Genomic DNA, 22745 nt, shown 5'->3' on the forward strand with positions numbered 1-22745 from the left:
GGCCCCGGCAAAAGCGAGGGCCCCCGCCTGACGGCGGGGGCCCCTTCACCGATCACGGGATGCCGGATCAGACACCCATCAGGTCACAGACGAAGATCAGCGTCTCGCCCGGCTTGATGGCACCGCCGGCGCCGCGGTCACCGTACGCGAGGTGGGCGGGGATCGTCAGCTTGCGACGACCGCCGACCTTCATGCCCTGGACGCCCTGGTCCCAACCGGAGATGACCTGGCCGATGCCCAGGATGAACTGCAGCGGGGCGCCGCGGTTCCAGGAGGCGTCGAACTCCTCACCGGTGGAGAAGGCCACGCCCACGTAGTGGACCGAGACCTTGGAACCGGCGACCGCCTCGGCGCCGTCGCCCTCCCAGATGTCCTCGATGACGAGGTCGGTGGGGGCCGGGCCCTCGGGGAAGTCGATCTCGGGCTTCTCGAGCTTGTCGCTCACGGAACTGCTCCTCATAACTCAATCAGGTCAACTGGGACAGTCTTACATCACGGCGAGGATGTCGAGGCTGAAGACCAGCGTCGAGTTCGCCGGGATGGTCCCCTGCTCCTTGTCGCCGAACGCCTGGTCCGGCGGGATGACCAGCAGGATGCGGCTGCCGGCCTTCTTGCCGAGCAGCCCGTCCTTGAGGCCCTTGACCGAGAGCTGCTCCATCGGCCAGGTCACCGTCTGGTCGGTGGCGTACGTGCTTTCGAAGGTCTTGTCGTCCTTCCACGTCTTGCCGTTGAACTTGACCACGACGTTGTTGGTGTCCTTGACCTCAGGTCCGTCACCTTCGAGGACGTAGTTCGAAACCAACTTGGTGGGCGGCGCGGCGTCCTTCGGGACGGTGACGGAGACTTCCTTGCCGTCCGTGTTCGTACCGACCTTGGGCAGGTCCTTGTTGTCCTGCGCGACCTCCTTGCCGGTGGCGGAGACCGGGACGGTGGTGCCCTTGACGATGTCCACGACGAAGACCAGCGTGGCGTTCGGCTTGATCTTGTCGCCCGAGCCCTTTTCCCCGTAGCCCAGGTCCGGCGGGATCACCAGTTCCAGGCGGCTGCCGACCTTCTTGCCCTCCAGGCCCTGGTCCCAGCCCTTGATGACCATGCCGGCACCGATGGTCACGTCGAACGGCTTGCCCTTGCCGAAGCTCTGGTCGAACGGCTCCTTGCCGTCCCACACCTGGCCGTAGTAGTTGACCTGGGCGACGTCGCCCTTCTTCAGCGCCGGGCCGTCGCCCTCGCTGATGGTCACCACCTTCAGTTCCTTCGGCGGGGTGCCCTGGGCCTTCGACAGGGTGGGGGTCTCTCCGAACTTGGCGCCCTTCGTGATCGCGGGCGCCCCGTTCTTCATCTGGGCGGAGTCGGAGCCGCTGTCGCCACAGGCTGCTGTCGACAGCAGCAGAAGGGGTACGACAAGCAGGCCGGCAAGTCGGCGCACGGGTTCCTCAGATCTCAGACGGCAAGCGGTCGCCGCCACTCTAAGGCGTGGGCAGGGCCCCGTACGAGATCCGTACGGAGCCCCGGCCAAGATCAGCGCGATGTCACATGCCTGCGATCAGCTTCTCCACCCGGTCGTCCACCGACCGGAACGGGTCCTTGCACAGCACGGTCCGCTGCGCCTGGTCATTGAGCTTGAGGTGCACCCAGTCCACCGTGAAGTCCCGCCGCTGCTCCTGCGCCCGGCGGATGAAGTCGCCGCGCAGCCGCGCCCTCGTGGTCTGCGGGGGCACCGACTTGCCCTCGAAGATCTTCAGGTCATTGCAGATCCGCGCCGCCTGCCCCTTGCGTTCCAGCAGGTAGTACAGCCCGCGGCGGCGGTGGATGTCGTGGTACGCGAGGTCTATCTGGGCCACCCGCGGGTTCGACATGGTCATGCCGTGCTTGGCCCGGTACCGCTCGATCAGCTGGTACTTCATGACCCAGTCGATCTCGGTCCCGATCCGGTCCAGCTCCTCCGCCTCGATCGCGTCGAGGGTGCGACCCCACAGCTCCAGCACCTGGTCCACCGTGCCGGTACGGATCCCCCGGCGCTCGGCGAAGTCCACGGCCTTGTCGTAGTACTCGCGCTGGATCTCCAGCGCCGAGGCCTCCCGACCGCTGGCGAGGCGCACCTTGCGCTGGCCCGTGATGTCGTGACTGACCTCGCGGATGGCCCGGATCGGGTTCTCCAGGGTCAGGTCCCGCATCACCGTGCCCGCCTCGATCATGCGCAGCACCAGGTCGGTGGCCCCCACCTTGAGCAGCATGGTCGTCTCGGACATGTTCGAGTCACCGACGATCACGTGCAGCCGCCGGTAGCGCTCGGCGTCCGCGTGCGGCTCGTCGCGGGTGTTGATGATCGGCCGGGACCTGGTCGTGGCGGAGCTGACGCCCTCCCAGATGTGCTCGGCGCGCTGACTCACGCAGTAGACCGCACCCCGAGGGGTCTGCAGCACCTTGCCCGCGCCGCAGATCAGCTGCCGCGTGACGAGGAACGGAATGAGGATGTCCGCCAGGCGGGAGAATTCCCCGTGCCGGGCCACCAGATAGTTCTCGTGGCAGCCGTACGAGTTGCCCGCCGAGTCGGTGTTGTTCTTGAAGAGATAGACGTCGCCCGCGATTCCCTCCTCGTGCAGGCGCCGTTCGGCATCGACGAGCAGACCTTCCAGAATGCGCTCGCCCGCCTTGTCGTGCGTGACCAGTTCGGTCACGTTGTCGCATTCAGGAGTTGCATATTCCGGATGCGAACCCACGTCGAGGTACAGGCGGGCGCCGTTCCGCAGGAACACATTGCTGCTGCGGCCCCATGACACAACACGGCGGAAGAGGTAGCGCGCCACTTCGTCAGGAGACAGTCGGCGCTGTCCCCTGAACGTGCACGTGACGCCGTACTCGTTCTCCAGCCCGAAAATGCGGCGGTCCATGACTGAACATTACGCCTTTCGCACTGTTCTGAAACCGGGTTCGAGAACGCCGTTTCGATCAGTTGCCGACGAACCGCTCCACAGGACCCTCCCCCGAGCCGCCCGCAGCGCCCTCCACCGGCCCCTCGGCCGCACCCCCCGAAGGAACCCCCGAAGGACCTACCGCCGAACCGGTCACCCTGCGGGTCGGGCCCGGAGCGGCCAGCACCCGCTGAGTGGCCATCAGAACCAGCAGCGCCGCCGCACCGGCGACGCTCGCCACGCCGAACCCCGTCGCCGTACCTCCCAGTTCCACCGCCGGCCCGGCCGCCGCCGTACCGATGGCCGCACCCACCCCGAAGAACGTCACCAGCCAGGAGAACGCCTCCGTCACCGTGCCCGCCGGGGCGTGCCGGTCCACGACGATGAACGCACAGGCGAGGGAGGGCGCGAGGAAAACGCCGGCCACCGCCGACAGCCCCGTCATGGCCACCGGACCCGGAATCAGCATCAGCGGCAGGTAGCAGACCGCCAGCAGCCCCACCAACAGCCGCAGCCGCCGCTCGGGCGCACCCGACCACTGCCGGGCCCCGTACAGCACCCCGCCGACCAGCGCGCCCAGCCCCAGCGCCGCCATCAGCCAGCCGTACACCGCCTGCCCCCCGTGGTCATCGGCGTACGCGACACCGGCCACGGTGATCGACCCCAGGGCCGTGCCCACGAAGAAGAACGCGCCGAGCAGCGCCAGCAGCCCCCGCGAGCGCAGCGCACCCAACCAGTGCGCCTCGCGCGGCGCGGAACGCCAGGTACGGGAGGGCTCGCAGACCACGACGGAGAGCGCCCCCAGGACCCCGATGGCGTTGATCACCAACAGGGCCCCGGCCGGGTCCCAGAGCGCGACGCACAACGTCACCAGCAACGGGCCCACGGTGAACATGACCTCCTGGGCCACCGCGTCCATGGCGTACGCCGCGTGCACGCGCTCCTCCTTGCCACCGAGCACGGCGGGCCACAGCGCCCGCAGCCCGCCCTCCAGCGGCGGCGTGAAGAGCCCCGCGACCACGACGGCGCCGTACGCGACCACCGCCGACCCCGTGCCCGCGAGCGCCAGCCACACCATGCCCAGCGCGGAGACCACGGCGGCCGGCAGCTGCACGCGGGGCTGCCCGAACAGATCGACCGCGCGGCCGAGCAGCGGCTGCCCCACCGCATTGGCCAGGCCGTACACGGCGGCCAGGGCACCCGCCAGGCTGTAGCTGCCCCCCTCGGCGCGGGTGAACAACACGATCGCGATCGGCCCGGTGCCGTTGGGCAGCCGGCCGACGAGCGTGCCCACCAGCAGCCTCGCGGCGTGCCTGGTCCTGAGCAGCTCCGCGTATCCCGCGGCCATGTCCGCCCCCTTTCCGCCCGGACCCACCGGGGTAATACGTATAACGTGACTCGTCATACGTACCATGGCTGCACGAGAGGGGTCCACCCGGACGACCCCACCACCCCCTCCGACCTCGTACTTCAGGAGCACCGTGTGACGAGACCCACCAGCCGGGACGTGGCCACCGCCGCAGGGGTCTCCCAGGCCACCGTCTCCCTCGTCCTCGGCGACAAATGGCGCGGGCGCGTCTCCGAACGCACCGCCGGCCTGGTCCGCGAAGCCGCCACACAACTCGGCTACCGCCCCAACCTCGCCGCACGCAACCTTCGCCTCGGCAGCACCCGCACCGCCCTCCTCGTCGTCCCCGCCCTCACCAACGAATTCTTCGCCCGCGTCTACACCGGCGCCGCCCGCATCGCCTCCGAACACGGCTTCGGCGTCGTCCTCTACCCCTCCCCCGACGGCACCGGCCCCGCCCGCGACCCCTTCGCCTCCGCCCGCGCCGCCCTCGACGGAGTCATCGCCTCCTCCATGGCCGCCGCCGCCCTCGACGCCATCGGCGGCACCGAACTACCCCTCGTCATGCTCGACAGCGACCCCACCGCCGACCGCGCCGCCGCCCACGTCAACCTCGCCATGGCCGACGGCATGCGCCAGGTCACCCAACACCTCCTCACCCTCGGCCACCGCCGCTTCCTCCACCTCGCCTCGGCCGTCAACACCTGGACCTTCAACGTCCGCGCCGAAGCCCTGGCCGCCCTCCTGGGCCCCCACGCCGAGCTGCGCACCGTACGGGCCCCGCTCACCGTCACCGACGCCCGCACGGCCATGGAGAAAGCCCTGACCGCCCCCGGAGACCGCCCCACCGCCGTCATCTGCGACGACGACATCCTCGCCGCCGGCGCCTGCAAGGCCGCCCGCCGCCTCGGCCTGCGCGTCCCCGACGACCTCTCCGTCACCGGCTTCGACGACTTGGCCCTCGCCACGGCCGTCGAACCCGAGCTGACCACCGTCCGCCTGCCCGCCGAGCGCGTCGGCGAACAGGGCATGACCGCCCTCCTCGCCGTCCTCGAAGGCACCCCCTGGACCGCACCCGACATCCCCGTGCAACTCGTGGTCCGCGACTCCTCCGGCCCCGCACCCACCCGCTGAACACGCAAGAGCCCCGGCCCACCCCATCGGGCGGACCGGGGCTCTCCCCGTCCTGCGACTACTCCGCCTCGTCCTCCGGAGCCTCGTCGTTCGACACGGCATCCGCCTGGGCCGCCGCCGGAACGTCCGCCTCCAGCAACCTCGCCAGCTGCCGGCCCCGGATCCGCTTGAACTTGCGCTGCTGCGACCGCGTCCGGTCCAGCACCGCGACCTCCAACCGCTCGGCCGGGATCGTCTTGTCAGCACCGCTCGCCTGACTGGACAACGCCTGCACCGCCAACTTCAGCGCCTCGGCGAGGGTCATCCCGTCGCGATGACGCTGATCGAGGTAGGTGCTGATCTGCTCGGCATTGCCGCCGACCGCGACCGAGCCGTGCTCGTCCACGATCGAACCGTCGTGCGGCAACCGGTAGATCTGGTCACCCGCGGCCGTCGCACCGACCTCGGCCACGACCAACTCCACCTCGTACGGCTTCTCGCCGGCGCTGGAGAAGATGGTGCCCAGCGTCTGCGCGTAGACGTTGGCGAGCCCACGGGCCGTCACGTCGTCGCGGTCGTAGGTGTATCCACGCAGATCGGCATAGCGCACACCGCCGATCCGCAGGTTCTCGTACTCGTTGTACTTACCGGCGGCCGCGAAGCCGATCCGGTCGTAGATCTCGCTGAACTTGTGCAGCGCACGGGACGGGTTCTCGCCGACGAACACGATGCCGTCGGCGTACTGCAGCACGACCAGGCTGCGACCGCGGGCGATGCCCTTCCGGGCGTATTCCGCCCGGTCGGCCATGGCCTGCTGGGGTGACACATAGAACGGAGTCGACACCGGTGATCCGTCCCTTTCTTCTGGGCTGGGCGACGGATGGTCAGAGCAGGGCGGCGCGCGGGCCGTCGGGCTGCTCCAGCCGACGGTTGGTGACCGTACGGGCGAGCTCCTGCGACTCGTCGTCGGTCAGCCTGCGGAACCCCTCGTCCGTGATGACGGTGACGATCGGGTAGATGTGGCGGTACAGGTCCGGCCCACCGGTCGCCGAGTCGTCGTCGGCAGCGTCGTACAGCGCCTGCACGACCAGCGTGGTGGCCTGCTCCTCCGTCAGGTCCGGACGGTAGAGCTTCTTCATGGAGCCCCGCGCGAAGATCGAACCGGAGCCGGTGGCGGCGTACCCGTGCTCCTCCGAGCGGCCGCCGGTCACGTCGTAGGAGAAGATGCGACCCTTCTCCTTGGCCTCGTCGTACCCCGCGAACAGCGGTACGACGGCCAGCCCCTGCATCGCCATCCCCAGATTGCTCCGGATCATGGTGGAGAGCCGGTTGGCCTTGCCCTCCAGGGAGAGGGTCGCCCCCTCCACCTTCTCGAAGTGCTCCAACTCCAGCTGGAACAGCTTGACCATCTCCACGGCCAGGCCGGCCGTACCGGCGATGCCCACCGCGGAGTACTCGTCGGCCGGGAACACCTTCTCGATGTCCCGCTGCGCGATCATGTTCCCCATGGTCGCCCGCCGGTCACCGGCGAGCACGACCCCGCCGGGGAAGGTGGCGGCCACGATGGTCGTCCCGTGCGGCGCCTCGACGACACCCTCGGGGAGCCTGCGGTTCCCCGGCAGCATCTCGGGCGAGTGCGCGCCCAGGAAGTCCATGAAGGACGACGACCCCGGCGTCAGGAAGGCTGCCGGTAGACGCCCTGTGCTACGAGTGTTGGGTTCCACAGGTTTCCTTCCACGTAAGCGGCTGCACGCCGTATGACGTCCGGCCGATCCTTGAACTGCCCCAGCGCTGCGTTACAGCTGAAGCACAGTACGCCTCGGACCTTACCCGTCTGATGATCGTGATCCACATGCTCGGCCGGAGCGTTCTGACAGAGCAGGCAGCTCCCGCCTTGGGCGGCGATCATGTCATCCCGCTCGGCTTCGGTGATGCCGTAGTGGCGCTTGAAGTACGAAGCTCGGTTCCGTTGCGCTCGGCACTCTCGGCAGTAGCTGGCCCAACCGTCCGAACTCGTCTTGTTCCGCTCCCACTCCGCATGCGACTTGACCTCCCCGCACTGGGGACATCGCTTGTGCCCGGACGGCACGGGAACCTTCGCCCGCACCGTCCGCCCCTTCGCCTCTTGCTTCTGCTTGTAGTGCTCGGCCTGGCATTCGCGGCAATACGCCTGCAGACCATCCCGCATAGCGCGGTTACTCGCGAAGGCCTCGCATGACTGAATGCGCTTACATCGCGAGCAACGCTTCATACCCTCAGGCGCCACCTCGGCCACCCCGCCCCCAAACCTTCAATTCGAAGGTCAACCAGCCATGATGCGCCTCACTGGCCACCCTTTTGCACGAATGACCTCACGAAATCCTCGGCGTTCTCCTCCAAGACGTCGTCAATTTCGTCAAGTACGGAGTCGACGTCGTCGGAGAGCTTCTCCTGGCGCTCCTTGAGGTCGGTCGATTCCTCGACCGCCGCCTCCTCGACCTCCTCGGTCGAGCGCGTCGCCTTCTGCTGTCCGCCGCCGGTGTCCTTGGTCGCCATGTCTACCTCACCCCGCTCGGTTCGCACGCTCACGTAGAAAGGCCCCGGATCGGGACCTCTCCCAAGATCAGACCCTACGTCGGACCCTACAAGGAGGGTCCGGCATTCGTCCCCGCACTTTCATAACGTCCGGGTTTTCTCATGATTCCCGGGACGGAGGCCTTTCAGCCCCGTTCAGCGCCCCGAAAGCACCCGTACCAGGTCCTCCGCCGTACGGCAGCGGTCCAGGAGCTCCTTGACGTGGGCCCGGGTGCCCCGCAGCGGCTCCAGCGTCGGGACCCGCTGGAGCGAGTCGTGGCCCGGGAGGTCGAAGATCACCGAGTCCCAGGAGGCCGCGGCCACGTCGTCCGCGTACTGCTCCAGGCACCGGCCGCGGAAGTACGCCCGGGTGTCCTCCGGAGGCTTGCCCTGGGCGCGCTCCACCGTCGGCTCCTCCACCAGCCGCTTCATCTTGCCGCGGGCGACCAGGCGGTTGTACAGGCCCTTCTCGGGCCGGACGTCGGCGTACTGGAGGTCCACGAGGTGGAGCCGGGCGGCGTCCCAGCCCAGCCCGTCGCGCCTGCGGTAGCCCTCCAGGATCTCCCGCTTCGCGATCCAGTCGAGCTCCCCCGACAGGCTCATGGGGTCGCTCTCCAGCCGGCCGAGCACGTCCTCCCAGCGGACGAGCACGTCCTTGGTCTGCTCGTCCGCGTCGGAACCGAAACGCTCGTCCACGTACTTCCTGGCCAGCTCGAAGTACTCCATCTGCAGTTGCACGGCGGTCAGCGTCCGGCCGCTGCGGAGCGTGATCAGGTGGTGCAGATCGGGGTCGTGGGAGACCTGGTGCAGGGTGCGCACCGGCTGGTCCACGGCCAGGTCCACGTTGATGAACCCGTCCTCGATCATGGACAGGACGAGCGCGGTGGTGCCGAGCTTGAGGTAGGTCGAGATTTCGGAGAGGTTCGCGTCGCCGATGATCACGTGGAGGCGGCGGTACTTCTCCGCGTCCGAGTGGGGCTCGTCGCGCGTGTTGATGATCGGCCGCTTCAGGGTGGTTTCGAGGCCGACCTCGACTTCGAAGTAGTCGGCGCGCTGGCTGATCTGGAAGCCGTGCTCGCGCCCGTCCTGTCCGATGCCCACGCGGCCGGCCCCGGTGACGACCTGCCGGGAGACGAAGAAGGGGGTCAGGTGGCGCACGATCTCCGCGAAGGGGGTTTCCCGCTTCATCAGGTAGTTCTCGTGCGTGCCGTAGGAGGCGCCCTTGTTGTCGGTGTTGTTCTTGTAGAGGTGGATCGGCTGGGCTCCGGGCAGCTGGGCCGCCCGTACGGCCGCCTCGGCCATGATCCGCTCGCCCGCCTTGTCCCAGAGCACGGCGTCGAGCGGGTTGGTGACCTCCGGCGAGCTGTACTCGGGGTGCGCGTGGTCGACGTAGAGCCGTGCGCCGTTGGTGAGGATGACGTTGGCGAGGCCGATGTCCTCGTCGGTGAGCTGGCTGGTGTCGGCGGCCTCGCGGGCGAGGTCGAAGCCGCGGGCGTCCCGCAGCGGATTCTCCTCCTCGAAGTCCCAGCGGGCGCGTCGCGCCCGGTGCATCGCCGCCGCGTACGCGTTGACGATCTGGGACGAGGTGAGCATGGCATTGGCGTTCGGGTGCCCCGGGACGGAGATCCCGTACTCCGTCTCGATTCCCATTACTCGCCGTACGGTCATGCGGCCCTCCTTGCCCGGCGGCGCTCCCGTTCGGGAGCGGCGCTCAAGTACCGCTGGTGCTCCGGTGCGTGTGCGGTGCCCGTCCCCGCACTGCGCGACCGGCGGTACGGAAGAGCCTAGAACCACTCCGCGCTGGTGGGGAGATCATTTCGGTCATTGCCGTCGCCTGTCACCGGCTGGAAAGCGGTCGGCAAAGCAGTCGGCTGCGGGTGCCCGGTGAGGGCACCCGCAGCCGCCCCGTTCGATCAGAGGTACTGACCGGTGTTTGCCACCGTGTCGATGGAGCGTCCGGTGTCCGCGCCCTGCTTTCCGGTGACGAGGGTGCGGATGAATACGATCCGCTCGCCCTTCTTGCCGGAGATCCGGGCCCAGTCGTCCGGGTTGGTGGTGTTGGGCAGGTCCTCGTTCTCCTTGAACTCGTCCACGCAGGCCTGGAGGAGGTGGGAGACCCGGAGGCCCTTCTGGTTGTGCTCGAGGAAGGCCTTGATGGCCATCTTCTTCGCACGGTCCACGATGTTCTGGATCATGGCGCCTGAATTGAAGTCCTTGAAGTAGAGGACTTCCTTGTCGCCGTTGGCGTACGTGACCTCGAGGAAGCGGTTTTCCTCGGATTCGGCGTACATCTGCTCGACGACCGTCTGGATCATGCTGTGGACGGCCACCTCGGGCGAGCCGGAGTGTTCGGACAGGTCGTCGCTGTGCAGCGGCAGCGAGGCCTTGAGGTACTTGGCGAAGATGTCCTTCGCAGCTTCGGCGTCCGGGCGCTCGATCTTGATCTTCACGTCGAGTCGGCCGGGCCGCAGGATGGCCGGGTCGATCATGTCCTCGCGGTTGGAGGCGCCGATGACGATGACGTTCTCCAGGCCCTCCACGCCGTCGATCTCGGCGAGCAGCTGCGGGACGATGGTGTTCTCCACGTCCGAGCTGACACCGGATCCGCGGGTGCGGAAGAGGGATTCCATCTCGTCGAAGAAGACGATGACGGGGGTGCCCTCGCTCGCCTTCTCCCGAGCACGCTGGAAGACGAGGCGGATGTGCCGCTCGGTCTCACCGACGTACTTGTTGAGGAGTTCGGGGCCCTTGATGTTCAGGAAGTAGGACTTTCCGGCGGGCTGCCCGGTCACCTCGGCGACCTTCTTGGCAAGGGAGTTGGCCACGGCCTTCGCGATGAGCGTCTTGCCGCATCCGGGCGGACCGTAGAGCAGGATGCCCTTCGGCGGCCGCAGTTCGTGCTCTTTGAACAGGTCCGGGTGGAGGTAGGGGAGCTCGACCGCGTCGCGGATCAGCTCGATCTGGTCGCCCAGGCCGCCGATCTTGTCGTAGTCGATGTCCGGCACCTCTTCGAGGACGAGTTCCTCGACCTCGCTCTTGGGGACCACTTCGTAGACGTAGCCGGAGCGGGGTTCGAGCAGCAGGGCGTCGCCGGGGCGGATGGTGATGTCCAGGAGCGGCTCGGCGAGCCTCACCACCCTCTCCTCGTCGGTGTGCCCGATCACCAGGGCCCGCTCGCCGTCCTCAAGGATCTCCTTGAGGGTGACGATGTCCCCGGCCCGCTCGAACTCCATGGCCTCGACCACGTTGAGGGCCTCGTTGAGCATGACTTCCTGGCCCCGCCGGAGGTCTTCCGGGTCGACGCTGGGGCTGACGTTCACGCGGAGCTTGCGGCCCCCCGTGAAGATGTCGACGGTGCCGTCCTCGTTCGCCTGAAGGAAGACACCGAAGCCGGCCGGCGGCTGTGCGAGCCGGTCGACCTCTTCCTTGAGCGCGACGATCTGGTCGCGGGCCTCACGGAGCGTATTCGCCAGTCGCTCGTTCTGCGCGGAGACGCCGGCCAGATTTGTCTGGAGCTCGACGATCCGCTCTTCGAGAATCCTCGTGTGTCGCGGAGAGTCGGCGAGCTTACGTCGCAGGACGGCGATTTCCTGCTCGAGATAGGCAACCTGACCGGCGGGGTCCTCAGACCCTCGCCCGGGCCGGATGCCGCGGTTGATGTCGTCGTCGTGGGCTGCCACGGTCCTCACCTCCTCCAAGGGGAGCTGGACGCTTCCTGACCCTACCTGGGCTGGTGGTGATTGAAACCCCTAGATCACAAAGACGGTAGAGGTGTGTCCGATCTTCACCCTTGCGTACTCCCTCACGCCAAGGAAATACCCACCCATCAACATCGGAAAGCAGCCGGTTGTAAGGTCGAACTGTTCAACACCCGTCAGGGCTCGCGCGACTTGCCGTGGCTCGTGACGAAAACGGATCACTGAGCGCAGGGAACGGCAGGAGATATGACCGTGCAGCAGGAGGCTCCCACGGGCGGCGGCGGGCAGGCCGGCGAGCCGCTTGAGGTCTGGATCGACCAGGACCTCTGCACCGGCGACGGCATCTGCGTGCAGTACGCGCCGGAGGTGTTCGAGCTGGACATCGACGGTCTGGCGTACGTGAAGAGCCCCGAGGACGAGCTGCTGATGGCGGCGGGGGCGACCACTCCGGTTCCGCTGACGCTGTTGCAGGACGTGGTCGACTCGGCGAAGGAATGCCCGGGCGACTGCATCCACGTGAGGCGCGTTTCGGACGGGGTCGAGGTGTACGGACCCGACGCGGAGTGATGGTTCAAACACTCTTGGGATCTGAGTTCGTCAGCTCCTGGCGGAATTTTCCGCCGCTCCAGCGCCACTTGGCGAGCTGCTTCAGGTCGGGGCTGTAGCGCGGAACCTCGGGCGAGGAGTAGCCGAGGAGACTCGCGGTGACGATGCCGTCGCGGACGGCGAGGTCGGTCGTGGTCTGGCGCCGGCCGGCCTCCAGGAGGGTCGCGACGATCCTGGGTGCGGCGCCGGGGGCCTTGTCCTGCGCCAGTACGTAGAGGGCGTGGGGCGGTGTGCCGGAGCCCGCGTCGCAGCGGACTGCGGCCACGGTCTCGGGGCGTCCGTCGCCGTCGAGGTCGCCCTGGGCGGTGGCCACGACGGCTACCGGGAGGCCCTTGCAGTCCAGGGGGTAGGTGACCCCGGCGGGGTCGGGGGCGACGGCCTGCGGGCCTGCCGCGGCGGCCGGGGAGGGGCCGGTGGCGGCCGCGTCCGGCTGGAGGAGTCCCGCAGTGGCCATCACGGCGGCCATGGCGGAGGCCGTGGCGAGCCAGTGCAGGGGCCTGGCTCTGTTGTGCGCCAGGGGGTCCAGGGTTGGCGCCAGCTCGGCAGAACGGTGCGGCACGCGGGGTGTCTCCTGTGCGAACGGTGACGGGGAGCCAGCATCGTGCCACACCTCACACCGACGTGGAACGGCCGGGTCCGCGCTGGCCGAGCCGATATGCCGAACAACGAAACGGCGCTGTGGCGCAGTTCCCGCTTCGTGCGGGGAACTGCGCCACAGCGCCTCGGTGTTGGCGGGGCGGCCGGGTGGGAGGTCAGCCGCGGTCGGCGGATCCGCCGACCCTTCCCCCAGCTACCGCTGGGAGGTGCCCCCACCCGGGCCCTCGTAGTCCTCGCCGTACGCGCCCTTCGCGGGGCGGCGACGGCGCATGGGGGGTTCGACGCCGTCCGCGAGGCGTCGGGCCGTGACGAGGAAGCCGGTGTGGCCGATCATGCGGTGGTCCGGGCGGACGGCCAGGCCTTCGACGTGCCAGTTGCGGATCATCGATTCCCAGGGCTGCGGCTCGGCGTAGCAGCCGAACTCGCGGATGGATTCGACGGTCCGGGCGAGCTGCGTGGTGGTGGCCACGTAGCAGCACAGGATGCCGCCGGGGACCAGGGCCTTGGAGACGGCCTCCAGGCATTCCCAGGGGGCGAGCATGTCGAGGATCACGCGGTCGACGTCGGTGTCGGACAGGTTGTCCTGGAGGTCGCCGACGGTCAGCTGCCACGCGGGGTGCGGGCCGCCGAAGTAGCGCTCGACGTTGGCCGTGGCGATCTCGGCGAAGTCCGCGCGGCGCTCGTAGCTGTGGAGCATGCCCTGGTCGCCGATGGCGCGCAGCAGGAAGCTGCTCAGGGAGCCGGAGCCGACGCCCGCCTCCACGACGCGGGCGCCGGGGAAGATGTCGGCGAAGGCCAGGATCTGGCCCGCGTCCTTGGGGTAGACCACGGCGGCACCGCGGGGCATGGACAGGACATAGTCGGGGAGCAGGGGGCGCAGCGCGAGGTACGCGACGTTCCCCGTGGTACGGACAACACTGCCCTCGGGAGCACCGATCAGCTCGTCGTGCGGGAAGGAACCCTTGTGGGTGTGGAAATTCTTCCCGGCTTCGAGCGTGAACGTGTAGTGGCGGCCCTTGGGGTCGGTGAGCTGAACCTGGTCCCCGACCTCGAAGGGCCCGCGTCGGCGGGCGGCACCGGTCGGTTCGGACATGTGACCAGTGTATTGGCTTCAGGACCGGGGCCGCGCCATGGCTTTTACGAAGGCCTTCTCGACGTCGAGGGTGGACAGGACGCCGTAGATCTCGCCGCTGGGTTCGACGACGAGGTATTCGGTGGCGGGGGTGGCGCGGAGGTGGTCGAGGAGTTCTTCGCCGGCGAGTTCCGCGGAAACCTTCATTCCGTCGGTGAGCTCCTGGGCGAGGGTGCTGACGGCGACCCAGGGGCGGCGGTGTTCGGGGACGGAGGCGATGGAGGTTTCGCGGACGATGGCGAGGGGGTCGCCGTGGCCGTCGACGACGACGATGGCGCGGGCGCCGTCGGCGTTGGCGCGGCGTAGGGCCTCGGAGAGCGGGGTGGCGTTCTCGACGGGGACCGCGCGGCGGGTGAGGGTGCGGGCGCGCAGTTCGGGGAGGTGTTGGCGGAGGCGGGCCATGCGGAGGCTGTTTCCGGCGCCGGTCCAGATGATGGCGGCGAGGATCGCGGCGAGGAGGGCGTCCATGACGGTGTTCATTCCGCCGATGTCGTCGGTCCGGGTGCCGAGGATGCCGGTGTGGGTGATCATCGGCAGGCCGAGGAGAACGGCGACGGCGAGGCCGCGGCCGACCCAGGCGGCGGCGACGGTGCCGCTCATGGGGTTGCCGGTGATGCCCCAGATGACGGCGCGGAGCATGCGTCCGCCGTCGAGGGGGAGGCCGGGCAGCAGGTTGAAGGCGGCGACGAGGAGGTTGGAGATCATGAGGCCGGCGAGCAGGACGCCGGGGACGGTCGCCGGGTCGACGACTTCCATGCCGAGGTAGAAGGCGCCGGCGAGGACGAGGGAGAGCAGGGGGCCGACGAAGGCGAGGATGAACTCGCGGCCGGGGGTTTCGGACTCCTTCTCGATTTCGGAGACCCCGCCGAAGAACTGGAGCTGGATGCGGCGCACGGGAAGTTTGAAGCGGAGTGCGGCGACCGTGTGAGCGAGTTCGTGGACGAGGACCGAGGCGTAGAAGGCGACGGCGAAGAAGAGGGAGACGAGGTAGCGGGCGGGGCCGAGGTCGGGCAGGACGCGGTCCAGTTGGTCGCCGAAGACCCAGGTGATGAGGGCGGCGACGAGGAACCAGCTGGGCGAGACGTAGACGGGGACGCCGAAGGGGCGGCCCATGAGGAGTCCGCCGCCCGGGCCGGAGCGCTTGTTCGCGCGCTCGCCGGTTTCGTCGGTGTCTGCCACGGCTGTCCTTCGTTCGGTGCTGTCCGGCGGGGTGCGGCCGGCGGTGCTTTCAGTGTGGTCCAGGTGCACGGTCGGTGCGGTGGGGGGCGCGGTAGCGCGGCGTGATGCTCCGATCATGCAGTGCGAGGGGGCTCGGCGTCGATGGTATGCGCGTGCTGTCGGCGGCGGGTCGTAGGGTTTCGTCCATGACGAAGAGTCCCGGTCCGGTTCCCGGCGCAGCCGATGTCGACGCAGCCTCCACTGTTGCGTCGAGTGCTGCCCGGCCCGCTTCGCTGTCCCCTTCGCGGGCGAGCGACTTCATGCAGTGCCCGTTGTTGTACCGGTTCCGGGTGATCGACAAGTTGCCGGAGAAGCCGAGTGCGGCGGCGACGCGGGGCACGCTGGTCCACGCGGTGCTGGAGCGGTTGTTCGATCATCCGGCGCAGGAGCGTACGGCGCCGCGGGCGAAGGCACTGGTTCCTGCGCAGTGGGACCGGTTGTTGGAGTCGAAGCCGGAGCTGACGGAGTTGTTCCCGGAGGGGGACGAGGGGGCGGGGCTGGCGCGCTGGCTGACGGAGGCCGAGGCGCTGGTGGAGCGCTGGTTCACGTTGGAGGACCCGACCCGGCTGGAGCCGGTGGAGCGGGAGTTCTTCGTGGAGACGGAGCTGGAGTCGGGGCTGCGGCTGCGCGGGATCATCGACCGGGTCGATGTGGCGCCGACGGGTGAGGTGCGGATCGTCGACTACAAGACGGGCAAGGCGCCGCGGCCGGAGTACGCCGAGGGTGCGTTGTTCCAGATGAAGTTCTATGCGCTGGTGGTGTGGCGGCTGAAGCGGGTGGTGCCGCGGCGGCTGCAGCTGGTGTACCTGGGCAGTGGGGACGTGTTGACGTACGACCCGGTGATCGCGGATCTGGAGCGGGTGGAGCGCAAGCTGCTCGCGTTGTGGGAGGCGATCGAGGAGGCGACGGAGACGGGTGAGTGGCGGCCGCGGCCGACGAAGCTGTGCGGCTGGTGCGATCACCGGGCGGTGTGTCCGGAATTCGGTGGCACTCCCCCGGCCTATCCTCTGATGATCGTCCCGAGGGACGAAGCGGGAGCGGGTCGTCCTACGGAATCCTGAGGGGCCGGTCAGGGCAGAATGGGCGGCGTCCGTCGAGCCGCCGCACGAATACGAGGTACACCCGTGGCGATCCGCGTCCTACTGGTCGACGACCAGCCACTGCTGCGCACCGGTTTCCGGATGATCCTGGAGGCCGAGCAGGACCTGGCGGTCGTCGGTGAGGCCGGGGACGGTCTGCAGGCGCTGGACCAGGTGCGGGCGCTTCAGCCCGATGTGGTGCTGATGGACATCCGGATGCCCCGGATGGACGGGGTGGAGGCGACCCGTCAGATCACCGGGCCGGGGCGGGACGGGCCGGCGAAGGTGCTCGTGCTGACCACGTTCGACCTGGACGAGTACGTGGTGGAGGCGTTGCGGGCGGGGGCGAGCGGGTTCCTGCTCAAGGACGCGCCCGCCCATGAGCTGGTGCAGGCGATCCGGGTGGTCGCGGGCGGCGAGGCGATGCTCGCGCCGAGCATCACGCGGCGGCTGTTGGACAAGTACGCGGGCCATTTGCCGTCGGGCGAGGAGCATGTTCCGGACACGCTGGGCACGTTGACCGAGCGGGAGGTCGAGGTGTTGAAGCTCGTGGCGCGCGGTCTGTCGAACGCGGAGATCGCGGCGGATCTGTTTGTGAGCGAGACCACGGTGAAGACGCACGTGGGGCACGTGCTGACGAAGCTGGGCCTGCGTGACCGGGTCCAGGCTGCGGTGTACGCGTACGAGAGCGGTCTGGTGCGGCCGGGGGCCGGACAGCAGTAGCCGTGTACCCGAAGGGGCCGGTCGGTCGCGTCGTGCGCGACTGCCGGCCCCTTCGGGCGTACCGGGCCGGTCAGCCCTTGCTGATCTCCCAGAAGCGGAAGACCGTGGAGGCGTCCAGGGACCACTGGAGGCCGGTCACGTTCTGGCGGGTGACGGCGTACTGCTTGCCCTGCCAGAGCGGGAGGATCGGGATCTCGTCGGCGACGATGTCCTGGAGGCGGTTGTAGTCGGTGGTGGCCGCGGCGCGGTCGGACTTCGCGGAGGTCGACGGGATGATGGATCCGGTGATCTCCTTGTTGTCGTAGTTGTTGTGCAGGACGTTGTCCGGGCCGAAGAACGGCTGCGTGAAGTTGTCGGCGTCCGGGTAGTCGGGCACCCAGCCCTTCACGTACACGCCGTACTTGCCGTCCTGGATGTCCTTCTCGTACTGCCCGAACTCGATGGACTTGACGTCGGCCTCGAAGAGTCCGCTGTCGTTGAGCTGCTTGGCGATGAGCTGGAATTCCTGGTCCGTGGACGGGCCGTAGCGGCTGGGCGTCGAGTACAGGGTGATCTTCACCTTGTCCTTGATGCCGGCGGCGCGCAGGACGGCCTCGGCCTTCTTGGGCTGGGGGCTGCCGCCGTAGCGGTCGAAGAAGGCGGTGTTGTGCGAGCCGATGCCGGCCGGGACGATCGAGTACAGCGAGGTCGCGGTGCCGTCGTAGACGTCCTTGACGAGGGCTTCGCGGTCCACGAGGTAGGCGATGGCCTTGCGGACGGGGAGCTTACCGACGACCGGGTCGTTCATGTTGAAGACGAGGTGCTCGACCTCGGCGCCGGTGCCCTGGACGACCTCGACCTTGTGGTCTCCGGTCTTGGTGGAGGAGAGGCTCGCGATGTCCTTGGCGGCGAGGCCGCGGAAGGCGAAGTCGACCTCGCCGCTTTCCAGGACCTTCTTGAGGGCGGCCTGGTCCTCGTTGAAGAACTTCAGGGTGACGCCGGTGTTCTTGGCCTTGGCCTTGCCGCTGTAGGAGTCGTTGACGGAGAAGCTGGCGCTCTTCTCGTTCATCGAGTCCAGCTTGTAGACGCCGGAGCCGACCGCCTTGCCGTCCGTGCGGAGCTTGTCCGCCGGGTACTCGGTGTGGTCGACGATGGAGCCCGCGCCCGAGGCGATCTTGCTGGGGAAGGTCGCGTCGGACGTCTTGAGGCGGAAGACGACGGTCTGGTCGTCGGGGGTGTCGATGCCCGCGATCGAAGACAGCATCACGGCGGGGCCGTTGTCGTCATTGATCTTCAGCGTGCGCTCGAAGGAGTACTTGACGTCCTTGGAGGTCAGGGCGTGGCCGTTGCTGAACTTCAGGCCCGTGCGCAGGGTGCACTTGTAGAGCTTGCTGTCGCTGCCCTCGAAGTTGCAGGCCTGCGCGGCGTCGGGCTCCGGCGTGGTGCCGCCCTTGGGGAAGCTCAGCAGGGACTGGAAGACGTTGTTGAAGAGCAGCCAGGACCCCGGGTCGTAGCCCGATGCGGGGTCGGTGGACTTCACCTTGTCGGATATCCCCATGACCACACCCTTGCCACCGCCACCGGTGGTCGGGCTTCCGGTCGAACCGCAACCGCTGAGCAGCGCTGCGGCGGTGGCTGCGCCGAGCGGGGCCGCCAACCACTGGTTACGTCTCATCACGCGAACGTCCTTCACAGTCTCACTGTTTCGTTCCGCCGGCTTGCGACACCCGCCGCCGGTTGCTGCCGGTTACTGCCGGTCTCAGCCGCTGACACCCCGGCCGAGCTCCCACAGTTGGAGGTCGGAGATGGCGTTGACCGACCACTCCACTCCGGTGATCCCGTCGCGTGCGGCGACGTACTGCTTGCCCTGCCACAGCGGCAGGACGGGCACGTCCTCGGCGACGATGTCCTGCATCTCCGTGATCGCGGGGACGGCGACGTTACGGTCGACGGCGCGCCGGGAGTCGGGGATGAGCTTGGTGCGCACCGCGCTATTGGCGTACGGCGTGCCCAGGAAGTTGTCCTGCTCCAGGAAGGGAGCGAGGAAGTTGTCGGCGTCCGCGTAGTCGGGGAACCAGCCGAGCCCGTAGGCGGCGTAGTCGCCCTTCTTCTGCGCGGGCCGGAATTCGGACCAGTCGTTGCCCTGGACGGTGACGTCGAACAGCTGGGTGGAGTTCAGCTGGTTCTTGAGGGTTTCGAATTCGGTGGCCGTGCCGTCGCCGTAGTGGTCCTTGGTGTAGTTCAGCGTCAGCTTGACCGGGGTCTTGATCCCGGCGGCCTTCAGCAGGTCGGCGGCCTTCGTGGTGTTGGCCTCGCCGTACTTGTTGAAGAAGGAGTTGACGTGGCCCGTCACGGTGGTGGGGACCAGCGAGTACAGCGGCTGCGCGGACTTCCCGTAGACCTTGGAGATGATCGCGTTGCGGTCGACCGCGGCGGCGAGGGCCTGGCGCACGGCCTTGTCCTTGACGGCGGGGGCCTCGGTGTTGAAGCCGATGTAGCGGATTTCCAGGCCGGGCATGGGGACCAGCTTGACGCCCTTGGGCGGCTTGGCAGCGAACTCGGTGATCTGGGCGGGCGACAGGGTGCGGGAGACCATGTGGATGGACCCGTTGGTGAGCGCCTTGCCCACGGCCGCGGAGTCGGCGAAGGTACGCAGTTCGACCTTGTCGTTCTGCAGCTTGAGGTCGCCCTGATAGTTCGGGTTCTTGGTGAAGACCGCCCGGACCAGGTGGTCGTCCTTGACCTCGGCCTTCATCGTGTACGGGCCGGAGCCGTCGACGGAGAAGCCCTCGCGAAGCTTCTTGGCGTCGTAGTTCTTCTCGCTGACGATGCCGGCGGCGGGAGTGGAGAGCTTGTACGGGAAGGTCGCGTCCGGGGTCTTCAGGTGGAAGACGACGGTGTCGACGGTCTTGGCCTCGACGGTGTCGATGGTCGAGAGCAGCGAGGACGGGCCGTTCTCGTCCTTGATGGTGAGGACGCGCTCGATGGAGAACTTGACGTCCTTGGCGGTGAGCGGCTCGCCGTTCGCGAACTTCAGGCCGGGGCGCAGGGTGCAGCGGTAGCTCTCGTTGCCGGCGTCGGTGAAGCGGCAGTCGGATGCTGCTTCGGGGACGGGCTGGCCACCGCCGCGCGGGGTGTGCATCAGCGTCTGGACGGTCTGCCGCAGGACGTTCCAGGCGCCGGCGTCGTACGCGTAGGCCGGGTCGAACGGAGCGGGGGCGTAGTCGGCCGCCTCGAACCGGTCGGTGGTCCCGACGACGATCGCTCCGGATCCTGCTCCTCCACCGCTCGCGCTGCCGCATGCGGCCAGCGTGGGGGTGAGCAGACCGGCCGCGGCCGTCAGCACCAGGGTCTTGCGGTTCATGCTGGAAGTACTCCCTTGACCGGCACTTGCTCAAAGCGGCGTAAAGGGCACTTCGCGGCGGTCGCCCGTTCAGGGCGGAACGATCGGGCCGGTGTTGTGACGATCGGTCCACGCCGTCCCGGCACAGGGGTGTGCATCCGGGAAAGCAGAGGTGCGGCGTAGTGCCCGCGTCGACATTAGTGGCCTGGGACGGGATGGCTTGAACTGGCAGGACTTGGGGTGTAATCGCACGGTGATGGGCGCGGACTGCCTGTCTATGTGAAGGTCGCCGCAGATTCGGTCAGGAGCTGATCAATCCGGACACAAGGGAAGCTTTCCGGGCCTCCCAGCCAGTATGCCGGGGGCTTGGTGGGTGACGAAGGTCACCTGGGACAACTGCCACGGAAAGGATGGAATTTCAGCCTCCAGGCCATGGAACGGAAGATCCTTCCGCGGAACCTCGACTCTGCCGGCTATCCGTTCGGTACGGAGCGTATGCGATCAGTTCATCGGAGTGATGAGGGAGCGCAGGAACGGAAGATCAACGTCCTCAAGCGAGCGGACGACGGTCCGCCCCGGGGCGGGCGAGATCGCGCCGACCGAGGGAACGGCCACGACCCGGCAGCCGGCAGCCTCGGCGGAGGCGACCCCGGTGGCGGTGTCCTCGATGACCGCACAGCGCGAGGGGTGTGCTCCGAGGGTGCGTGCGGCCAGCAGGTACGGGTCGGGGTGCGGCTTGGTGCGCGTCACCTCGTCCCCGGCCACGCTCAGCGCGAAGCGCTCGGGGCCCAGGGCGCGCAGCACCCGGTCGATGACCCGGCGGTGCGAGGCGGATACCAGGGCGGTGGGTACGTTGTGCCGGGCCAGCTCGGCCAGCAGGCGGTCGGCGCCCGGCATCAGCGGGACCCCGTCGGCGATCCGCGCCTCGAAGCGCTCGTTGAGCAGGACGCTCAGCTCCGAAAGGGTGATGGCGGCGCCGGTGGACTCGATGAGGAAGGCGGCGCTGCGCGTCATGGGCCCGCCGACGACCACGTCCCGCCAGGACTCCTGGAGCCGGTGGCCCAGCTCGCCGAAGACGTCCACCTCGATCTCCCACCAGAAACCCTCGGTGTCGACCAGGGTGCCGTCCATGTCGAGCAGCACCGCCTGCAGGGCATGCCCGTCGGCCGTACGGGCGACGGGCGCGGAAACGGTGCTGGTCATCCGGCACACCTCTCTCAGGGGACGAGAAGGCCGGCCGCCTCTTCCCCATGGGGCATCTCCCGGGGAACAGGCGACCGGCCTGTATGGGACCGACAAGTGTACGTCGGTCCGCTTCAGCGTGCGTTGAAATACTTCGCTTCGGGGTGGTGGATCACGATCGCGTCGGTGGACTGTTCGGGGTGGAGCTGGAACTCCTCGGAGAGGTGGACGCCGATCCGCTCCGGCTGGAGGAGGTCGGCGATCTTGGCGCGGTCCTCCAGGTCGGGGCAGGCGCCGTAGCCCAGCGAGAAGCGCGCACCGCGGTACTTCAGGTCGAACATGTCCTCCACCTCGGCCGGGTCCTCGGCGCCGAATCCGAGCTCGGCGCGGACCCGGGCGTGCCAGTACTCGGCCATGGCCTCGGCGAGCTGCACGGAGAGTCCGTGCAGCTCCAGGTACTCGCGGTAGGAGTCGGACTCGAACAGCTTGGCCGTGGCCTCGCCGATCTTCGATCCGACCGTGACGACCTGGAGGCCGACCACGTCGGTCTCGCCGGACTCCTCGGGGCGGAAGAAGTCCGCGAGGCACAGGCGGCGGCCACGGCGCTGGCGCGGGAAGGTGAAACGGGTCCGCTCGTTGCCCTGCTCGTCCAGGATGATCAGGTCGTCGCCCTTGGACACGCAGGGGAAGTATCCGTAGACCACGGCGGCTTCGAGCAGGTTCTCGGTGTGCAGCTTCTCCAGGAGACCGCGCAGCCGCGGCCGGCCCTCGCTCTCGACGAGCTCCTCGTACGTGGCGCCGCCCGCGCGAGCCTGCTTGAGGCCCCACTGGCCCTTGAACAGTGCGCCCTCGTCCAGCCAGGAGGCGTAGTCCTTGAGCGGGATGCCCTTGACGACCCGGGTGCCCCAGAACGGCGGGGTGGGGACCGGGTTGTCGACGGCGACGTCGGAACGACCGCCCGGCTCCTCGGGCTCCTCCACCTGGAGCAGCGGTGTGTCGCGCTTGGCGACGCGGCGCTGCTTGAGCTCGGGCAGGGAGGCGCCCGGCACGCCGCGCTTGACCGCGATCAGGGCGTCCATGAGGCGTAGGCCTTCGAAGGCGTCGCGGGCGTAGCGGACTTCGCCTTCGTAGATTTCGTGGAGGTCTTGTTCGACGTAGGCGCGGGTGAGGGCCGCGCCGCCGAGGATCACCGGGTAGTCGGCGGCCAGCTTGCGCTGGTTGAGCTCCTCCAGGTTCTCCTTCATGATCACGGTCGACTTCAC

At 68.4% G+C, this 22745-nt stretch carries 21 protein-coding genes; 4 read left to right on the forward strand and 17 right to left on the reverse strand.

Annotated features, from left to right (window positions below):
• Positions 1-67: 67 nt before the first annotated feature.
• The 4 genes from ABZZ20_RS14265 to ABZZ20_RS14280 all read right to left on the reverse strand — a co-directional run bounded on the left by ABZZ20_RS14265 (position 68) and on the right by ABZZ20_RS14280 (position 4260).
• Entirely contained in the window at positions 68-460 is a 393-nt protein-coding gene (locus ABZZ20_RS14265; protein ID WP_356869694.1) for an FKBP-type peptidyl-prolyl cis-trans isomerase, read from the reverse strand.
• 27 nt (positions 461-487) lie between these two features.
• On the reverse strand, positions 488-1426 hold the full coding sequence (locus ABZZ20_RS14270) for an FKBP-type peptidyl-prolyl cis-trans isomerase (protein ID WP_356869695.1): 939 nt from the start codon (positions 1424-1426) through the stop codon (positions 488-490).
• A gap of 103 nt (positions 1427-1529) precedes the next feature.
• Positions 1530-2891 carry a Pup--protein ligase gene (gene pafA / locus ABZZ20_RS14275; RefSeq protein WP_356869696.1) on the reverse strand — a complete coding sequence of 454 codons (1362 nt, stop codon included), beginning with the start codon at positions 2889-2891 and terminating at the stop codon, positions 1530-1532.
• Between the two features lie 58 nt (positions 2892-2949).
• A complete protein-coding gene (locus ABZZ20_RS14280; protein WP_356869697.1) occupies positions 2950-4260 on the reverse strand; it encodes an MFS transporter in 1311 nt (436 codons plus the stop codon).
• Between the two features lie 135 nt (positions 4261-4395).
• Between ABZZ20_RS14280 and ABZZ20_RS14285 the strand changes: the two genes are divergently transcribed.
• Entirely contained in the window at positions 4396-5394 is a 999-nt protein-coding gene (locus ABZZ20_RS14285; RefSeq protein ID WP_356869698.1) for a LacI family DNA-binding transcriptional regulator, read from the forward strand.
• A gap of 58 nt (positions 5395-5452) precedes the next feature.
• Here ABZZ20_RS14285 and prcA read toward each other — a convergent pair whose 3' ends face one another.
• From prcA to arc, 6 genes are all read right to left on the reverse strand, one after another.
• Complete coding sequence (gene prcA, locus ABZZ20_RS14290; RefSeq protein WP_356869699.1) at positions 5453-6217, reverse strand: proteasome subunit alpha; 765 nt, start codon at positions 6215-6217, stop codon at positions 5453-5455.
• A 40-nt stretch (positions 6218-6257) separates the two neighbouring features.
• Positions 6258-7097: a proteasome subunit beta gene (gene prcB, locus ABZZ20_RS14295; protein ID WP_356869700.1), complete on the reverse strand. Its 840-nt coding sequence runs from the start codon at positions 7095-7097 to the stop codon at positions 6258-6260.
• A complete protein-coding gene (locus ABZZ20_RS14300; RefSeq protein WP_356869724.1) occupies positions 7049-7624 on the reverse strand; it encodes an endonuclease VII domain-containing protein in 576 nt (191 codons plus the stop codon). The genes prcB and ABZZ20_RS14300 overlap by 49 nt, the downstream gene beginning before the upstream one ends.
• 71 nt (positions 7625-7695) lie before the next feature.
• Positions 7696-7908, reverse strand: a complete 213-nt coding sequence (locus tag ABZZ20_RS14305) for a ubiquitin-like protein Pup (RefSeq protein ID WP_030016348.1) — start codon at positions 7906-7908, stop codon at positions 7696-7698.
• 174 nt (positions 7909-8082) lie between these two features.
• Positions 8083-9594, reverse strand: a complete 1512-nt coding sequence (dop, locus tag ABZZ20_RS14310; protein WP_356869701.1) for a depupylase/deamidase Dop — start codon at positions 9592-9594, stop codon at positions 8083-8085.
• A 245-nt stretch (positions 9595-9839) separates the two neighbouring features.
• Positions 9840-11606 carry a proteasome ATPase gene (arc, locus tag ABZZ20_RS14315; protein ID WP_356869702.1) on the reverse strand — a complete coding sequence of 589 codons (1767 nt, stop codon included), beginning with the start codon at positions 11604-11606 and terminating at the stop codon, positions 9840-9842.
• Positions 11607-11870: 264 nt separating this feature from the next.
• Between arc and ABZZ20_RS14320 the strand changes: the two genes are divergently transcribed.
• A complete protein-coding gene (locus ABZZ20_RS14320) occupies positions 11871-12191 on the forward strand; it encodes a ferredoxin (protein WP_356869703.1) in 321 nt (106 codons plus the stop codon).
• A gap of 4 nt (positions 12192-12195) precedes the next feature.
• Here the strand turns inward: ABZZ20_RS14320 and ABZZ20_RS14325 are convergent, their stop codons facing one another.
• The 3 genes from ABZZ20_RS14325 to ABZZ20_RS14335 form a co-directional block, all read right to left on the reverse strand.
• The gene (locus ABZZ20_RS14325; protein ID WP_356869725.1) at positions 12196-12696 is read right to left on the reverse strand and encodes a hypothetical protein; all 501 of its coding nucleotides are present in this window, start codon (positions 12694-12696) and stop codon (positions 12196-12198) included.
• A gap of 324 nt (positions 12697-13020) precedes the next feature.
• Positions 13021-13920, reverse strand: a complete 900-nt coding sequence (locus ABZZ20_RS14330) for a tRNA (adenine-N1)-methyltransferase (protein ID WP_356869704.1) — start codon at positions 13918-13920, stop codon at positions 13021-13023.
• Positions 13921-13938: 18 nt separating this feature from the next.
• Complete coding sequence (locus ABZZ20_RS14335; RefSeq protein ID WP_356869705.1) at positions 13939-15255, reverse strand: site-2 protease family protein; 1317 nt, start codon at positions 15253-15255, stop codon at positions 13939-13941.
• Between the two features lie 68 nt (positions 15256-15323).
• Between ABZZ20_RS14335 and ABZZ20_RS14340 the strand changes: the two genes are divergently transcribed.
• Both ABZZ20_RS14340 and ABZZ20_RS14345 read left to right on the forward strand, forming a co-directional pair.
• The gene (locus ABZZ20_RS14340) at positions 15324-16238 is read left to right on the forward strand and encodes a RecB family exonuclease (RefSeq protein WP_356869706.1); all 915 of its coding nucleotides are present in this window, start codon (positions 15324-15326) and stop codon (positions 16236-16238) included.
• A gap of 63 nt (positions 16239-16301) precedes the next feature.
• Complete coding sequence (locus ABZZ20_RS14345; protein WP_356869707.1) at positions 16302-16979, forward strand: response regulator transcription factor; 678 nt, start codon at positions 16302-16304, stop codon at positions 16977-16979.
• A 70-nt stretch (positions 16980-17049) separates the two neighbouring features.
• Here ABZZ20_RS14345 and ABZZ20_RS14350 read toward each other — a convergent pair whose 3' ends face one another.
• From ABZZ20_RS14350 to ABZZ20_RS14365, 4 genes are all read right to left on the reverse strand, one after another.
• On the reverse strand, positions 17050-18633 hold the full coding sequence (locus ABZZ20_RS14350) for an ABC transporter substrate-binding protein (protein ID WP_356869708.1): 1584 nt from the start codon (positions 18631-18633) through the stop codon (positions 17050-17052).
• A gap of 84 nt (positions 18634-18717) precedes the next feature.
• Positions 18718-20322 carry an ABC transporter substrate-binding protein gene (locus ABZZ20_RS14355; RefSeq protein WP_356869709.1) on the reverse strand — a complete coding sequence of 535 codons (1605 nt, stop codon included), beginning with the start codon at positions 20320-20322 and terminating at the stop codon, positions 18718-18720.
• Positions 20323-20802: 480 nt separating this feature from the next.
• Positions 20803-21504, reverse strand: a complete 702-nt coding sequence (locus ABZZ20_RS14360; RefSeq protein ID WP_356869710.1) for an HAD family phosphatase — start codon at positions 21502-21504, stop codon at positions 20803-20805.
• 113 nt (positions 21505-21617) lie between these two features.
• On the reverse strand, positions 21618-22745 hold a 1128-nt coding region (locus ABZZ20_RS14365; RefSeq protein ID WP_356869711.1), incomplete at its 5' end, for a vitamin B12 dependent-methionine synthase activation domain-containing protein.

It is taken from the genome of Streptomyces sp. NPDC006430 (assembly GCF_040612395.1).
In the GTDB taxonomy this organism is placed as follows: domain Bacteria; phylum Actinomycetota; class Actinomycetes; order Streptomycetales; family Streptomycetaceae; genus Streptomyces.

Coding starts and splice junctions, on each gene's coding strand:
- ABZZ20_RS14265 (WP_356869694.1), bottom strand. CDS start 460: ATGAGGAGCAGTTCCGTGAGCGACAAGCTCGAGAAGCCCGAGATCGAC.
- pafA (WP_356869696.1), bottom strand. CDS start 2,891: ATGGACCGCCGCATTTTCGGGCTGGAGAACGAGTACGGCGTCACGTGC.
- ABZZ20_RS14280 (WP_356869697.1), bottom strand. CDS start 4,260: ATGGCCGCGGGATACGCGGAGCTGCTCAGGACCAGGCACGCCGCGAGG.
- ABZZ20_RS14300 (WP_356869724.1), bottom strand. CDS start 7,624: ATGAAGCGTTGCTCGCGATGTAAGCGCATTCAGTCATGCGAGGCCTTC.
- ABZZ20_RS14305 (WP_030016348.1), bottom strand. CDS start 7,908: ATGGCGACCAAGGACACCGGCGGCGGACAGCAGAAGGCGACGCGCTCG.
- dop (WP_356869701.1), bottom strand. CDS start 9,594: ATGACCGTACGGCGAGTAATGGGAATCGAGACGGAGTACGGGATCTCC.
- ABZZ20_RS14320 (WP_356869703.1), top strand. CDS start 11,871: ATGACCGTGCAGCAGGAGGCTCCCACGGGCGGCGGCGGGCAGGCCGGC.
- ABZZ20_RS14325 (WP_356869725.1), bottom strand. CDS start 12,696: ATGGCCGCCGTGATGGCCACTGCGGGACTCCTCCAGCCGGACGCGGCC.
- ABZZ20_RS14330 (WP_356869704.1), bottom strand. CDS start 13,920: ATGTCCGAACCGACCGGTGCCGCCCGCCGACGCGGGCCCTTCGAGGTC.
- ABZZ20_RS14335 (WP_356869705.1), bottom strand. CDS start 15,255: ATGATCGGAGCATCACGCCGCGCTACCGCGCCCCCCACCGCACCGACC.
- ABZZ20_RS14340 (WP_356869706.1), top strand. CDS start 15,324: ATGACGAAGAGTCCCGGTCCGGTTCCCGGCGCAGCCGATGTCGACGCA.
- ABZZ20_RS14350 (WP_356869708.1), bottom strand. CDS start 18,633: ATGAGACGTAACCAGTGGTTGGCGGCCCCGCTCGGCGCAGCCACCGCC.
- ABZZ20_RS14355 (WP_356869709.1), bottom strand. CDS start 20,322: ATGAACCGCAAGACCCTGGTGCTGACGGCCGCGGCCGGTCTGCTCACC.
- ABZZ20_RS14360 (WP_356869710.1), bottom strand. CDS start 21,504: ATGACCAGCACCGTTTCCGCGCCCGTCGCCCGTACGGCCGACGGGCAT.